A 14,582-nucleotide genomic window follows, 5' to 3' on the forward strand; every position below is an offset into this window, starting at 1 on the left:
GATACTCGACACCGACTGAATGGCCAAGGAGCGCTTCCATGCCGTACGCCGACATCGCGATCTGGGACGACCCGGATGTCAAGCTGATCTACGAGGTGCACAACGGACAGCCGATCCCGAACTTCGGTGTCTTCGCGGGCGAACCGCACCAGCTCCGGCTCGTCGGCGACTTCGTCCAGGCGGACCAGCAGGCCGGCTCCGACGGTCCGGCGAGCGCCTTCGTCGACGCCTGCCTGGCGGCGATCCGAGCCGTGGACAGCCTGGCCGCCGGCGTCGACCCGGGATGGCTCAAGTTCTTCATCTACATGACCGACGCCAACAACCATTTCCTCTGGGACCTCTACCACCCCAGCCTCGAGGTCGGGGCCATCGCCTCCTGGACCGTCAGCACCATTGAGAAACACGGCTGGGGGCCGGACGGCAACTCCACCGCGATGGGCCAGCGACACAGCAACGCCCTCGCCCTTGCCGCCGCGGCCGGAAGCATCCCGCCGGACAACGGTGACCGGGCGCGAAAGGCCGCAGCCGACGGCCATTTCTAGATCAGGCCCCGCCCGGCCCGAGCCGCTGGAACACGACTCGGGCCGGGGACAGTGTCAGAAACCTCGGGCCAGCCGGTAGTACGCCTGGTTCCAGCGCACCTCCTGGGCGAACCGGCGGATGCGGGTGTCGGCGTCGATCACGAGCAACTCGGTGGACAGCATTTCGGAGAGGTCGGTCAGTTCCTCGGTGCCCACGGCCGAGGACAGGACGGTGTGGTGCGGGCCGCCCGCGGTCAGCCACGCCTCGGTCGAGGTCGAGAAGTCGGGCGCCGGCTTCCAGACCGCGCGGGCGACCGGCAGCTTGGGCAGGGGTGCGGACGGCTCGACGACCTCGATCTCGTTGGCGATCAGCCGGAACCGCTCGCCCATGTCGGTCAGGCCGACGACCACGGCCGGGCCCGGGGCGGCGTCGAACACCATGCGTACGGGATCCTCGCGGCCGCCGATGCCCAGGGGGTGGATCTCGAGGCGGGGGCGGCCGGCGGCGATCGACGGGCACACCTCGAGCATGTGCGCGCCGAGGATGCGTTCCTGGCCGGGCGTCAGGTCGTACGTGTAGTCCTCCATGAACGACGTGCCGCCGGGCGTCATCGCCTTGAGCGTGTGCAGCAGCACCGACGTCTTCCAGTCGCCCTCGCCGCCGAAGCCGTAGCCGTCGGCCATCAGGCGCTGCACCGCGAGCCCGGGCAGCTGGCGCAGGCCGCCGAGGTCCTCGAAGTTGGTGGTGAACGCCTTGAAGCCGCCCGCCTCCAGGAAGCTGCGGAGACCGAGTTCGATCCGCGCCGCGTAGCGCAGGGAGTCGTGCCGCTCGTCGCGCAGGGCGGCGTCGATCTCGTACAGGTCCTCGTACTCGCCGATCAGCTTGTCGATTTCGGTGTCCAGCACCTGGTCGACGACGGCGATCAGATCATTGACCCCGTACGTGTTGACCGAGACCCCGAACCGCAGCTGGGCCTCGACCTTGTCGCCCTCGGTGACCGCGACGTCGCGCATGTTGTCGCCGAACCGGGCCAGCCGCAGCGACCGCATGGCCGCGTAGCCGCGTGCGGCCCGCACCCAGGTGCCGATCCGGGCGGCGACGCGCGGGTCGGTGACGTGCCCGGCCACGGTCTTGCGGGCGACGCCGAGCCGGGCCTCGATGTAACCGAACTCGCGGTCGCCGTGCGCGGCCTGGTTCAGGTTCATGAAGTCCATGTCGATCGACGCCCACGGCAGTTCCACGTTGGCCTGGGTGTGCAGGTGCAGCAGCGGGGTGCGCAGCGCGTCCAGCCCGGTGATCCACATCTTGGCCGGCGAGAACGTGTGCATCCAGGCGATGACGCCGATGACGTCGGCCCGCGAGTTGGCCTCGTTGATCACCGACAGGATCGCGGCCGAGTCGGTGAGCACCGGCTTCCAGACGACCTTGACGTCGAGCGCGCCGGCCAGGGTGTCCGAAATGGTTTGCGACTGCGCCGCCACCTGATCAAGGGTTTCGGGTCCGTAGAGTCCCTGACTACCGGTCAGGAACCAGACCTCGTGCTCACTCATTGCTGTCCCTCCATCAGGGGTTGGCCGTAGACGTTCTGGTAGCGGTCGAACAGGCGGTCCACGGCCTGCGCGGGCAGCCGGTCGACCGGACCGAGCTGACGGGCCAGGTGCAGGGTCCGGGCGACGTCCTCGCACATGACCGCGGCCTTCACGGCGGCCTTGGCCGTCGCGCCGATCGTGAACGGTCCGTGCTGCCGCATCAGCACCGCCGGCGAACGCGACCCGCGGAGGGTCTCGACGATGCCCCGGCCGATGTCGTCGCTGCCGATCAGCGCGAACGGCCCGAGCGGGATGTCCCCGCCGAATTCGTCGGCCATCGCGGTGATCGAGCACGGGATCGGCTCGCCCCGGGCCGCCCACGCGGTGGCGTACGGGCTGTGGGTGTGCACGACCCCGTTGACCTCGGGCATGTGCCGGTAGACGTACGCGTGCGAGGCGGTGTCGCTGGACGGACTGTGCTCACCCTCGACCAGGTTGCCGTCGAGGTCGCACACCACCATCGACTTGGGCGTCAGCGAGTCGTACTCGACCCCGGACGGTTTGATGACCAGAAGATCTTCCCCCGGTACGCGGGCCGACACGTTCCCGGACGTCCAGGTGACCAGCCCCCAGCGGGTGAGGTGGCGGTGCAGGTCGCAGACCTCGGCGCGGATGTCGTCGATGCTCATCGGGCCTCGTTCCGGATCCGGCGCAGCCGGTGCAGGGTCTCGTTCGGGCCGCGGCCGAAGTAGTCGTGCAGCTCCGAGTATTCGTGGTAGAGCAGGTCGTAGACGTCGGCGTCGGCCTCGCGGGGCCGGAACACGTCGCTTTCGACCTTGCCCATCGCCTCGGCGGCGGTCGCCACGTCCGGGTAGGCGCCGGCCGCCACCGCCGCGTGGATGGCCGAGCCGAGCGCGGGCGCCTGCTCCGAGGAGGCCACGCTGAACGGCCGGCGCAGCACGTCGGCGTAGATCTGCATGACCAGCGGGTTGCGCTTGAGACCGCCGGCCGCGACGAGCTCGGTCACCGGCACGCCGGCCGCCTCGAACGTCTCCACGATCTTCCGGGTCCCGTACGCCGTCGCCTCGACCAGCGCCTTGTAGATCTCGAACGGCTGGGTGGCCAGGGTCAGGCCCGCGATCACCCCGGACAGGTGGTGATCGACCAGGATCGAGCGGTTGCCGCTCTGCCAGTCCAGCGCGATCAGGCCGTGCCCGCCGGTCGGCTGCTCGGCGGCCTGCCGGGAGAGCTCCTCGTGGGTGTCGTGCACCAGCCGGTCCACGTACCAGCCGAAGATGTCGCCGACCCCGCTCTGGCCCGCCTCGTAGCCGTAGAGCCCGGCCAGGATGCCGCCGTCGACCACGCCGCAGATGCCGGGCACCGCCTTGAGGTCGGTCCCGTTCATGACGTGGCACGTGGAGGTGCCCATGACCAGCAGCATCTGCCCCGGACCGACGGCGCGGGCGGCCGGCGCGGTGACGTGCGCGTCCACGTTCCCGATGGCCACCGCGATGCCCTCGGGCAGCCCGGTCCACCCGGCCGCCCGGGCGCTCAGGCCACCGGCGCGGTCGCCGAGCGCCGAGATCGGATGGGCGAGCCGGGTATCCGCGAAGTCGGCGAATCCGGGGTGCAGCTCGGCCAGGTAGTCCTTGCTCGGGTAATGCCCGTCCTGGTGGATGCCCTTGTAACCGGCCGTGCAGGCGTTGCGGGTCTCGCGGCCGCACAGCTGCCAGACGATCCAGTCGGCGGCCTCGATCCAGCGTTCGGTCCGGGCGTAGACCTCCGGGTCCTCCTCGAGCACCTGCAGCGCCTTGGCGAACTGCCACTCCGAGGAGATCTTGCCGCCGTACCGGTCGATCCAGGGCTCGCCGCGGCGGTGGGCCAGGTCGGTGATCCGGTCCGCCTGCGGTTGCGCCGCGTGGTGCTTCCAGAGTTTCACGTACGCGTGCGGCCGGGCGCTGAGCTCGTCGAGCCGGCAGAGCGGCGTGCCGTCGGTCAGCGTGGGCAGCACGGTGCACGCGGTGAAGTCGGTCGCGATGCCGATGACCTCGGACGGGTCGACACCGGCGGCGGCCACCGCCTCGGGCACCGCCGTCCGCAGCACGTCGAGATAGTCCTCCGGGTCCTGCAGCGCCCAGTCGGGCTTGAGCCGCTCGCCGGTGGCCGGCAGCGTCTGCTCGATGACGCCGTGCCGATACTCGTGGACCGCGGTGCCGACCTCGGCGCCGTCGCCGACCCGGACGACCACGGCCCGGCCGGAGAGCGTGCCGTAGTCGACCCCGATCACGTACTGGGGCATCTATTTGGCCTTTCTCGTGACAAGACGCTGCAGGACGATGAAGGCGAACAGCAGGATCCCGACCACGATCCGGGTCCACCACGAGTTCAGGTCGCCCTGGAAGGTGATGATGGTCTGGATGAGGCCGAGCACCAGCACGCCGAGCACCGTGCCCAGCACGTATCCGGAGCCGCCGGTCAGCAGCACGCCGCCGATCACCACCGCGGCGATCGCGTCGAGCTCCAGTCCCTGCCCGTGCAGGCTGTAGCCGGACGAGGTGTAGAAGCTGTAGAGCACGCCGCCGAGCGAGGCGCAGAACCCGCTGAAGGTGTAGACGGCGATCCGCGTACGGCCGACGGGAAGTCCCATGAGCAGCGCGGAGTCGGCGTTGCCCCCGATCGCGTAGACGTTGCGGCCGAACCGGGTCCAGGCCAGCACGAGGGCCGCGAGCACGACCACGATCGCGGCGATCACCACGTTGAGCGAGATGAACACGCCGTCGTCGAACCGGAAGCGCTTCTGGGCCATCTGCGTCCAGAACTCGTTGGTGATCGGGATCGAGTTCCGGTTGATCAGCAGGGACAGGCCGCGGGCCAGGAACATCCCGGCCAGGGTGGCGATGAACGGCTCCACCTTGAAGAAGTGGATGACCGCGCCCATGCCCAGGCCCATCACCGTGCCGATCAGCAGGGCCAGCGGCAGCACGACGCCCGCGGGCCAGCCGGCGTTGAGCAGCGTCGCCGTGACCGTGGTGGTCAGGGCGATCACCGCGCCGACGGACAGGTCGATGCCGCCGGTCAGGATCACGAACGTCATGCCGACCGCGACGACCAGCAGGAACGCGTTGTCGACGAAGACGTTGAGGATGACCTGGGTGTCGCCGAAGCCCTCGTAGTTGTAGACGCCGACCGAGTACATGATGATCAGCAGGGCCAGGGTGGCCAGCACCGGGATGTGCCGGGTGTTGGGCCGGTAGGTCCTTCTCGCCCCGAAGATCGGCCGGTTGCGCTGCGGCGCCGGCGGAGTGGTCACGTCGATCATGCCGGGACCGTCCTTCGTGCGGAGAAGCGCCCGAACACCTTGGCCCGGAAGGTCGCCGACTGGGCCAGGCAGAGAATGATCACGACGACGGCCTTGAACAGCAGCGTCGTCTCGACCGGGACGCCCACACTGACCGCGGTGATGTCGAGCGTCGTGATGATGACCGCGCCGAGCACGCTGCCCGCGATCGAGAACCGCCCGCCGGTCAGCGCCGTGCCGCCGAGGACGACGGCCAGGATCGCGTTGAGCTCGATCAGGTTGCCGGCCGCGTTGCTGTCCGCGCTGGAGACGTCCGAGCTGTAGATCAGCCCGGCCACTCCGGCGAACGCGGCCGCGAAGACGTACACCATGATCGTGATGCGTCGGGCCCGGATGCCGGCCAGGCGGCTCGCGGTGGGGCTGCCGCCGACCGATTCCAGGAGTAGTCCCAATGCCGTACGCCGGGTGAGGGCCACGGTCAGCGCCACGGCGGCCGCGGCGATCAGGAAGCTCACCGGCACCGACAGGAAGTAGCCGGCCCCGATCACGCGGTAGGGGCCCGAGCGCACGTTGAGGATCTGCCCGCCGGTGATCAGCTGGGCCACGCCGCGGCCCGCGACCATCAGGATCAGCGTCGCGATGATCGGCTGGATCCCGAGCACGGCGACCAGGAAGCCGTTCCACAGTCCGAAGACCACGCACAGGGCGATCGCGGCGCCGATCACGAGAAGCACCGGCCCGGTCGCGTCCGGGTTGCTCAGGTCGCCGATGAGCAGGCAGGCCAGCGCGCCCGAGATCGCCATCACCGAGCCGACCGACAGGTCGATGCCGCCGGTCGCGATGACCAGCGTCATGCCCAGCGCGACCAGCACGAGCGGGGCGCTGCGGCGCAGGATGTCGATCAGCGACCCGTAGAGGTGCCCGTCCTGCAGCGTGATCGTGAAGAAGTTGTTGGAGAAGACCAGGTTGCTGGCCAGCAGCACCACCAGGACGGCGATGGGCCAGAACAGCCGGTGTCTGAGCAGGGTCGTCATGTGGTTGCTCCGCTGGTTCCGGACATGGTCGCGCCGCTGGCGATCGTCTGCATGATGCGGTCGGCGTCGACGTCGTCGCCGTTGTCGAGCTCCTCGACGAGCCGCCGGTCGCGCAGCACCTCGATCTTGTGGCTGAGCCGGAGGACCTCCTCGAGCTCGGCGCTGACGAACAGCACGGCCATCCCGCCGTCGGCCAGCTCGGCCACCAGCCGCTGGATCTCGGCCTTGGCGCCGACATCGATGCCGCGGGTCGGCTCGTCGATGATCAGCAGGCGGGGCTCGGTGATGAGCCACCGGGCGAGCAGCACCTTCTGCTGGTTGCCGCCGCTGAGGTCGCGTACGAGACGCTCGGGGTCGTCCGGACGGATCTGCAGGGCCTTGATGTACTTGCCGACCAGCTCGTCCTGGCGCCGGCGCGGGATCGGACGGGTCCAGCCGCGGGTGGCCTGCAGGGCCAGGATGATGTTCTCGCGCACGGTGAGCTCGCCGATGATGCCCTCGGTGCGCCGGTTCTCGCTGGAGAACGCGATGCCATTGGTCATCGCGTCGCGCGGGCTGTGCAGCTTGGCCGGTTCGCCGTCGATCCGCAGGTCGCCGTGGTCGGGGCGGTCGGCGCCGAACAGCAGCCGGGCCAGCTCCGTGCGTCCCGATCCCAGCAGCCCGGCCAGCCCGACGACCTCACCGGCGTGGATCGTCAGATCGAAGGGCGCGATCGAGCCCGTACGGCCGAGGCCTCGTGCTTCGATCAGGGGGCGCCCCTTCTGCGGCGCCTCCTTGGCCTGCTCCTCGATCTGCTCGAGGGTCTCGAGCTCCTTGCCGATCATCTTGCTGACCAGCTGCATCTGCGGGAGCTCGGCGGTGCGGTACTCGCCGATCAGGCCGCCGTTGCGCAGCACGGTCATGCGGTCGGCGATCTCGTAGACCTGGTCGAGGAAGTGGCTGACGAACAGGATCGCCGTGTTCTCGTTCCGCAGCCGGCGCATGACCGCGAAGAGCTGTTCCACCTCGGATGCGTCGAGGCTGGAGGTGGGCTCGTCCAGGATCAGGACCTTGGTGTTGCCGACGTCGGTCGCGCGGGCGATCGCCACCATCTGCTGGATGGCCAGGGAGTAGCTGTCGAGCTGGGCGGACACGTCGATGTCGAGGTCGAGCCGGGCGAGGCTCTGCTGGGCCCGCCGGCGCATCTGCGACCACTGGATCCGCCCGAACTTGCGCGGCTCGCGGCCGATGTAGATGTTCTCCGCCACCGACAGGTTCGGGCAGAGGTTGACCTCCTGATAGACCGTGCTGATGCCGGCCTGCTGAGCCTGGAGCGGGCCGCTGAACCGGACCTGCTCGCCGGCCAGCTCGATCTCGCCCCCGTCGATGTCGTACACCCCGGTCAGCACCTTGATCAGGGTCGACTTGCCGGCGCCGTTCTCGCCCATCAGGGCGTGGATCTCACCGGGCAGCAGGCGGAAGTCGACGCCGTCGAGGGCGACGACGCCGGGGAAGGTCTTCTTGATGCCGGTCATCTTCAGGACCGCTTGTTCTTGCACTTGTGTCTCGCCCATGCGCGCTCCGTCCGACCGGCGGGCCGCCGTTGCCGGCGGCCCACCGGGCTTCGATCAGTACTTGCGGTCGGCCAGAACTTCCTTGGCCTTCTCGGGCGTGAAGGTGGTCTCCTCGGTGAGCACCCGCTGCGGGATCGTCTCGCCGTTCTTGACCTTCTTGACCAGGTCCATCAGCTGTGGGCCGAGGAGCGGGCTGCACTCGACGATGAAGTTGATCTTGCCCTCGGACAGGGCGGTCATGCCGTCCTTGACCGCGTCGACCGTGATGATCTTGATGTCGGCGCCGGGCTTCTTGCCGGCCGCCTCGATCGCCTCGATCGCGCCCAGGCCCATGTCGTCGTTGTGCGCGTAGAGCACGTCGATCTTCGGCTGGGACTTGAGGAAGGTCTCCATCACGGCCTTGCCGTCGGTGCGCGTGAACTGGCCGGTCTGCGAGGCCACGACCTTGAACTTGGGGTCGGCCTTGATGACGTCGGCGAAGCCGGACTTGCGGTCGTTGGCCGGGGCGGCGCCGGGCGAGCCCTGCAGCTCGACGATGCTGACCGGGTCGCTCTTGCCGTCGTACTCCTTGACCAGCCAGTCGCCGGCCTTCTTGCCCTCCTCGACGAAGTCCGAGCCGATGAAGGACTTGTAGAGCGAGGTGTCCGGGTCGTCGATCGCGCGGTCGGTCAGGATCACCGGGATGCCGGCGTCCTTGGCCTCCTTGAGCACGGTCCCCCAGCCCGACTCGACCACGGGCGAGAACGCGATGACGTCGACCCGCTGCGTGATGAAGTTGCGGATCGCCTTGATCTGGTTCTCCTGCTTGCCCTGCGCGTCGGAGAACTTCAGGTCGATGCCGGCGCTCTGCGCCGACTCCTGGATCGACTTGGTGTTCGCCGTGCGCCAGCCGCTCTCCGCGCCGACCTGCGAGAAGCCGAGCGTGATCTTGTCATCGCCGCCGCCGCCGGTGGTGCCCGAACCGGCATCGTCGCTGCCGCCGCAACCCGCGACGGCCGAGGCGAGCAGAAGCCCACCGGCCACCGCGATCGAAAGTCTTCTGAACACTGGATCCTCCACGTATTCGTGTTAACGTTCACAGGCGCGTTCTCCGGCTGCACGCGGGGATTTCGTGCGTCCGGTTCGCGGATAACTCGTGTGGCTCGTCGTTGCGGCGAGTCGCTGCGCCTTCACTCTCAGGACCCGCGTTCCGAGAGTGTTACCGTTCTCAACACACGAGTCAAGGCCTCGCCGCCGGTTTGTTACCGACAGATTGCCGATTCCCACAAGGTGCAGGAAGACCCCGTCGGGATCGATGGACATGGTCCGTCCTCGCCGTACACTGTGCGCGCTCACATCGGAGGTCGTCTTTGCCATCCAGAAAGCTCGCCGCCGACGGAGTCGACCGGCCCCGTCTTACCGTCATGCGGGACGTCGCCAAGCTGGCCGGCGTCTCGCACCAGACCGTGTCCCGGGTGCTCAACAACCACCCCAACGTGCGGGAGGAAACCCGGGCGCGGGTGCTCGACGCGATGCGCTCACTCAACTACCGCCGCAACCTGGCCGCAAGAACCCTGGTCACCAGGCAGTCGGACACGCTGGGCATCATCGGCTTCGAGACCACCCTGTTCGGTCCGGCGTCCATGCTGTACGGCATCGAGAGCGCGGCCCGCGACGCCGGCTACATGGTGAGCATCGCCTCCGTACGCGACCTGGACCGCCGCCAGGTGCTCGAGGCGGTCGACCGCCTGACCCAGCACTCGGTCGACGGGGTGATCGCCATCGCCCCCAAACAATCGGTCACCCACGCCCTGGCCCAGGCCCCGCCCTCCCTGCAGTGCGTAGCCGTCGGCGGCGTCGGCGAATCCGACGCGGCCCCCACCGTCTCGATCGACAACGCGCTGGGCGCCCGCCTGGCCACCCAGCACCTGCTCGACCTGGGCCACGCCACGGTCCACCACGCGGCCGGCCCACCCGACTGGCCCGAATCCGCCGCCCGCATCGAGGGCTGGCGCCGAACCCTCTACGCCGCCGGCGCCGTCGTCCCCGCCGTCGAACACGGCTGGTGGGACGCCGAATCGGGCTACGCCCAGGGCCAGAAACTGGCCCAGGACCCCGCAGTCACCGCCATCTTCTGCTCCAACGACCGAATCGCCTTAGGCGTGCTGCGGGCGTTGCACGAGGCCGGCAAACGAGTGCCGACGGACGTGAGCGTGGTCGGTTTCGACGACATGCCCGACTCGGGCTTCTTCGTACCCCCACTGACCACAGTCCACCAGGACTTCGGAGAACTGGGCCGCCGAAGCCTGGCCCTGCTCCTGGAACACATGACCCACACCCCCACGGCCGAGATCGCCCCGCCGGACCACGTACTGGTCGCGCCCCAGCTGGTGATGCGGGCAAGCAGCGGCCCGAGCCCCGCTCGCTGACCGGCCGCTCCGCGGCGCCCTGATCACCGACCTCGCTGCGGCACGTCGGCGCCCCTGATCACCCGCCTCGCTGTGGCACGTCGGCGCTGCCCAACCCGCTGTCGCCGGAGCCAGCGGCACGCCGCCGGCCGTCGCGCCCGCCCGCGGCCGAACACGCCCCCCGGTCGACCCTCCGCGTGTCGGCCTGCCTCCGCGTGTCGACCGCCGCTGGTTGTCAGCCCTGCCTCTGCCTACCGCGGCGTGTTGCCAGCGGCCCGCGTGTCCACCGCATACATGCCACCCGTCCCTGCCGCCCGTCCCCGCCGCCCGTCCCCGCCGCCCGTCCCCGCCGCCCGTCCGGCGCCGCCGGTCCCGCGCCACCCCGCCCGCGGCACCCCGCCCGCGGCACCCGGCCCGCGCCAGCCGGACCGCGCCACCCGGCCGCCGTTCCGGTCCCGCACATGACTAGGCCCGCTGCAAATCGGCCTCCTCCCTACCGCCGAAGATTGCCACCGCCATTGCAGGCCCCGCGGCCAAGAGACCCGTCCTTCCAGAGCCCTCGTCACCACCGATGCTCCCGGGAGATCCGATCTCTCAAGCGGCAGCACTCGGGCCGCCGACCACCGGGTCGGCCGATCATTTATGGACCCCCAGTGGTCCGCTGCGGCGGTTAACTCGAAGTGTGCAACCCAACGGGAAAGGCTCCCGAGCCTAGAACAGCGCGAATACCAACGAGCCGCGAATCGTGCCGTGAGCCGACAACGGAACAGCCTGCCCGAAGGCCCACGCGGTATCGGGCCAATGGCTATTTTCCGATCCATTGCGGCAGCAACGACCGCGTGCTCGGGATGAGCGTCCCTCCCTGAGAGAGCAGCGCCCACGTCGTGCCGGGTATGACAATCGTGTGAACGACCACCTCAGGCAATTCCTATAGGCGGCGGCGTTCCCAGTGCCCGGCCCGGCCGCGTTCCGACGGTTCCTCAAGTCGCCGGAGGGCGTCCGGAACACCGCGCTTTTCATCAATGGGAACGCTCCCGCAGCGATCGATAACAAGAAAGGATTGTGATTTCGGCGGCGCGACCCACCCGCACGTCACTCGGGCGGGATGTGAGGGGATATCCTGCCCGCAACCAGTGGATGCGGGGTACGGGTGAGCGTGAAGCGCGGACGACCGCCGGGCATGATGGATGTCGCCCGGCTGGCGGGGGTGTCCCATCAGACCGTGTCCCGGGTTCTGAACGAGCACAAGAACGTCAGCGAGCAGACCCGCCTGAAGGTCCGGGCGGCGATCGCCGAGCTGGGTTACCGGCCCAACCGTACGGCTCGGGCCCTGGTCACCGGCACGTCCAAGGTGATCGGCGTGGTCGCGCCCAACACCGCGCTCTACGGGCCGTCCTCGATGCTCACGGCGTTCGAGCAGGCCGCGCAGGAAAGTGGTTTCGCGGTCAACGTGGGCAGTGTGCGCAGCCTCAACGAGCGCTCGATCGCCGACGCCGTCGAGCGCCACCTCGACCAGCGCGTGGCCGGGCTCGTGGTGATCGCTCCCGTGGCCAGCGCCGGCCCGGCCCTGGCCCGCCTGCCCGAGGACATCCCGCTGGTCACGATCGACGGGGATCCGGAGCGGGCGAGCACACTCGTGACTGTCGACCAGGTCGCCGGTGCCCGCGCCGCGACCGAGCACCTGCTGGCCGCGGGTCATGCGACGGTCTGGCACATCTCCGGTCCGGCCGATTGGTTCGACGCGGCGGGGCGGGTGCGGGGCTGGGAAGAGGCGCTCAAGGCGGCCGGCGCCGAGCAGCCGCCGCTGCTGACCGGCGACTGGAGCGCGGAGTCCGGCTACCGCAACGGCAAGCTGCTGGCCCGGCTGCCCGAGGTGACGGCCGTCTTCACCGCGAACGATCACATCGCGCTGGGCCTGCTGCGGGCACTGAGCGAGCACGGCCGCCGGGTGCCCGAAGAGATCAGCATCGTGGGCTTCGACGACGTGCCGCAGGCGGCCTATTACTCCCCGCCGTTGACCACGGTCCGTCCCGACTTCGACGCCGTGGCCACGGCCGGGGTCGAACTGCTGCTGGAACAGATCGAGTCCGGTACGGCCGACATCAGCGCCCGCCGCACGATAGCCCCCACGCTGATCAGCCGGGACAGCGTCGCTCCCCCGCCGAGCCGGTAGCTCGCGGTTCAGTCCGACCATTTTCACCGTTTGCCTGGCGTACGGCCGCTGCATTCTGTTAGCGTTAACAGGTCTCACTACGGGTTTCCTAGGCCTGTGGCGATGACATCGGAAGAGAGGACCCGGTCGGGGCCATCAAGGGGAGGATGGCCCCGCTGGGTGCATTCTGAGCACGTTCTCACGGAGTTTCACTCCTCCGGCGTCAGCAGGCCGGCCGACTTGGCCAGCAGCCCCGCCTGAGTCCGGTTCGCACAGTCAAGCTTTTCGAACAGGTGCGACACGTAGCCCTTAACGGTCGTCTCGGACAGGTGCAGCCGCCGCGCGATCTCGGCGTTCGTCAGCCCGTCCCCAATCGCGGCCAGCACGTCACGCTCCCGATCGGTCAGCTCGGACAGCCGCGCTAGCGCCGCCTCCCGTTCCTCGTGGACGACCGCGGACGCCGTGACCAGTCCCTCCTTCGCCACCGGCGACAGAACCGTATGGCCCCGCGCCGCCACCCGGATCAGATCGAGAAGCTCCCTCGGGGGCGTCGACTTCACCAGATAGCCCGCCGCGCCGGCCCGCAGCGCCCGGATCACATACCCGTCGGCGTCGAACGTGGTCAGCACGAGCACGATCGGCGGCGACGACAGCGCCCGGATCCGTTGGGTGGCGGCCAGCCCGCCTACGCCCGGCATGCGCAGGTCCATCAGCACGAGATCGGGCCGTTCGAGCACGGTCATCTCGGCCGCCTCGGCGCCGTCCGACGCCGTGCCCACCACCTCGATATCCGGCGCCGCCGACAGGATCGCCGTCAGATGCCGGCACACCAGCGCCTCGTCATCGACCACGAGCACCCGGATCATGAAGACACCCTCGACGGCATCACCGTCTCGACCCGGAAGCCACCGCGGCCGTCCGGCCCGACCTCGAGCGTTCCGCCGATCGACTCCACCCTCTCGCGCAAACCGGCCAGCCCCGTCCCGCTCCCCGTGGCCCCGGTCGCCCGCCGCCCCGCCTCGTTGTGCACCACGATCCGCACCTGGTCCGGCGAATAGTGGGCATCCACCCGTACGGCGGCCCCGTGCGCATGTTTCCGCGCGTTGGTCAGCGCTTCCCGGACCACGCGATACGCCGTACGGCCGGTGACCCTGGACAAGCCGGACGGCTCGCCCGCCTCGGCGAAATCGACCCGCTGGCCCGCCCGCTCCGCCGCGTCGACCAGCTCGGCCAGCGGCGGCATCGGCGGCTCATCGAGGGGCGTCTCGACCGGTGTTCCGCCGCGCCGCAGCACCCCGACCAATTCCCGCAGTTCGTCGAGCGCCATCGCACCGTTGGCCCGCAACTCCTCCGCGGCCTCACGGGTGCCGGCGTCGGGCGCGTTCATCGTCAGCACGCTCGCCTGCAGCGTCATCAGCGAGACCCGGTGGGCGACCAGGTCGTGCAGCTCGGTCGCCAGCCGCGCCCGCTCCTCGGCCCGCGCCTGTTCGGCCCGCCACCACTGCTCGCGTTCGGCCCGGTCGGCCCGCTCGCGCAGCAGCTGGACCCGTCGGCGGCGCGCGGCCAGATAGAGCGCGAACAGCGGGGCCACGGCGCTGTGCAGCAGCCCGTTGACGACGAGGCTCGTCGTCGGCTCCCACGGTCGTACGCTCACCACGGTCAGCACGGCGATCAACGCCCACACCCGGATCCACCAGCGTCTCGGCACACCGCGCTCGGTGACGTTCTCGACAGCGACCGACAGGGCGAGCGGAATCCAGGCGCTCACAGCCAGCATGGTCTCGGCGACTTGCAGAGGAGCCGTGAACAGCACCAGGGTCTGCACGATCGCCGACACCACGATGGTCACGGCGACGCCGGTGGGCCGCTTGCGCCGCATGAGGATGACGATCGAGGTCGCGACCTGCGCCGCGGCGATGCCCCACGCGTACGCCGAAGCGGTCGTGGTCTTTTCGGCATAAGCGGTGACGGCGCCACCCAGCGCCGCTGCCGTGATGAGCACGGTCAGCAGCACCGAATCGACCAGCCGGTCACGCCGCTTCATGGGCCCGACGCTACAGGCGGCCGGGGCGGGGCGGACCCTACCAAAGTAGGTGCACGGCCCGTA

Annotated in this window: 12 protein-coding genes; 3 read left to right on the top strand and 9 right to left on the bottom strand. The window is 69.6% G+C overall.

The window, feature by feature from the left end:
- Positions 1–38: 38 nt before the first annotated feature.
- Entirely contained in the window at positions 39–542 is a 504-nt protein-coding gene (locus ACZ3I4_RS04835) for a hypothetical protein (protein WP_465380517.1), read from the top strand.
- Positions 543–596: 54 nt separating this feature from the next.
- Here ACZ3I4_RS04835 and araA read toward each other — a convergent pair whose 3' ends face one another.
- From araA to ACZ3I4_RS04870, 7 genes are read right to left on the bottom strand one after another with little or no spacing between them, the layout of a single operon-like run.
- Positions 597–2,072 (bottom strand): L-arabinose isomerase, encoded by a 1,476-nt coding sequence (gene araA / locus ACZ3I4_RS04840; protein WP_465380518.1) that lies wholly within the window; start codon positions 2,070–2,072, stop codon positions 597–599.
- Positions 2,069–2,740 carry an L-ribulose-5-phosphate 4-epimerase gene (locus ACZ3I4_RS04845; protein WP_465380519.1) on the bottom strand — a complete coding sequence of 224 codons (672 nt, stop codon included), beginning with the start codon at positions 2,738–2,740 and terminating at the stop codon, positions 2,069–2,071. The genes araA and ACZ3I4_RS04845 overlap by 4 nt, the downstream gene beginning before the upstream one ends.
- Positions 2,737–4,350 (bottom strand): ribulokinase, encoded by a 1,614-nt coding sequence (araB, locus tag ACZ3I4_RS04850; protein WP_465380520.1) that lies wholly within the window; start codon positions 4,348–4,350, stop codon positions 2,737–2,739. Before araB ends, ACZ3I4_RS04845 begins: the two co-directional genes overlap by 4 nt.
- Entirely contained in the window at positions 4,351–5,370 is a 1,020-nt protein-coding gene (gene yjfF / locus ACZ3I4_RS04855; protein ID WP_465380521.1) for a galactofuranose ABC transporter, permease protein YjfF, read from the bottom strand. It lies immediately after the preceding gene.
- A complete protein-coding gene (locus tag ACZ3I4_RS04860; protein ID WP_465380522.1) occupies positions 5,367–6,383 on the bottom strand; it encodes an ABC transporter permease in 1,017 nt (338 codons plus the stop codon). The genes yjfF and ACZ3I4_RS04860 overlap by 4 nt, the downstream gene beginning before the upstream one ends.
- Positions 6,380–7,936: a sugar ABC transporter ATP-binding protein gene (locus ACZ3I4_RS04865; RefSeq protein ID WP_465380523.1), complete on the bottom strand. Its 1,557-nt coding sequence runs from the start codon at positions 7,934–7,936 to the stop codon at positions 6,380–6,382. The genes ACZ3I4_RS04860 and ACZ3I4_RS04865 overlap by 4 nt, the downstream gene beginning before the upstream one ends.
- A 54-nt stretch (positions 7,937–7,990) precedes the next feature.
- Positions 7,991–8,983: an ABC transporter substrate-binding protein gene (locus ACZ3I4_RS04870; protein ID WP_465380524.1), complete on the bottom strand. Its 993-nt coding sequence runs from the start codon at positions 8,981–8,983 to the stop codon at positions 7,991–7,993.
- A gap of 356 nt (positions 8,984–9,339) precedes the next feature.
- Between ACZ3I4_RS04870 and ACZ3I4_RS04875 the strand changes: the two genes are divergently transcribed.
- Complete coding sequence (locus ACZ3I4_RS04875; RefSeq protein ID WP_465380525.1) at positions 9,340–10,344, top strand: LacI family DNA-binding transcriptional regulator; 1,005 nt, start codon at positions 9,340–9,342, stop codon at positions 10,342–10,344.
- Between the two features lie 1,159 nt (positions 10,345–11,503).
- Positions 11,504–12,496 carry a LacI family DNA-binding transcriptional regulator gene (locus tag ACZ3I4_RS04880; protein ID WP_465381152.1) on the top strand — a complete coding sequence of 331 codons (993 nt, stop codon included), beginning with the start codon at positions 11,504–11,506 and terminating at the stop codon, positions 12,494–12,496.
- Between the two features lie 188 nt (positions 12,497–12,684).
- Here ACZ3I4_RS04880 and ACZ3I4_RS04885 read toward each other — a convergent pair whose 3' ends face one another.
- On the bottom strand, positions 12,685–13,341 hold the full coding sequence (locus ACZ3I4_RS04885) for a response regulator (RefSeq protein ID WP_465380526.1): 657 nt from the start codon (positions 13,339–13,341) through the stop codon (positions 12,685–12,687).
- On the bottom strand, positions 13,338–14,519 hold the full coding sequence (locus ACZ3I4_RS04890; protein WP_465380527.1) for a sensor histidine kinase: 1,182 nt from the start codon (positions 14,517–14,519) through the stop codon (positions 13,338–13,340). Before ACZ3I4_RS04890 ends, ACZ3I4_RS04885 begins: the two co-directional genes overlap by 4 nt.
- Positions 14,520–14,582 lie beyond the last annotated feature (63 nt).

The organism is Actinoplanes sp. NPDC021490, from assembly GCF_055562135.1.

Excerpts from the sequence above, each read along its gene's own strand:
- ACZ3I4_RS04835 (WP_465380517.1), top strand. The coding sequence starts at position 39 with ATGCCGTACGCCGACATCGCGATCTGGGACGACCCGGATGTCAAGCTG.
- araA (WP_465380518.1), bottom strand. The coding sequence starts at position 2,072 with ATGAGTGAGCACGAGGTCTGGTTCCTGACCGGTAGTCAGGGACTCTAC.
- ACZ3I4_RS04845 (WP_465380519.1), bottom strand. The coding sequence starts at position 2,740 with ATGAGCATCGACGACATCCGCGCCGAGGTCTGCGACCTGCACCGCCAC.
- araB (WP_465380520.1), bottom strand. The coding sequence starts at position 4,350 with ATGCCCCAGTACGTGATCGGGGTCGACTACGGCACGCTCTCCGGCCGG.
- yjfF (WP_465380521.1), bottom strand. The coding sequence starts at position 5,370 with ATGATCGACGTGACCACTCCGCCGGCGCCGCAGCGCAACCGGCCGATC.
- ACZ3I4_RS04860 (WP_465380522.1), bottom strand. The coding sequence starts at position 6,383 with ATGACGACCCTGCTCAGACACCGGCTGTTCTGGCCCATCGCCGTCCTG.
- ACZ3I4_RS04865 (WP_465380523.1), bottom strand. The coding sequence starts at position 7,936 with ATGGGCGAGACACAAGTGCAAGAACAAGCGGTCCTGAAGATGACCGGC.
- ACZ3I4_RS04875 (WP_465380525.1), top strand. The coding sequence starts at position 9,340 with ATGCGGGACGTCGCCAAGCTGGCCGGCGTCTCGCACCAGACCGTGTCC.
- ACZ3I4_RS04880 (WP_465381152.1), top strand. The coding sequence starts at position 11,504 with ATGATGGATGTCGCCCGGCTGGCGGGGGTGTCCCATCAGACCGTGTCC.
- ACZ3I4_RS04885 (WP_465380526.1), bottom strand. The coding sequence starts at position 13,341 with ATGATCCGGGTGCTCGTGGTCGATGACGAGGCGCTGGTGTGCCGGCAT.
- ACZ3I4_RS04890 (WP_465380527.1), bottom strand. The coding sequence starts at position 14,519 with ATGAAGCGGCGTGACCGGCTGGTCGATTCGGTGCTGCTGACCGTGCTC.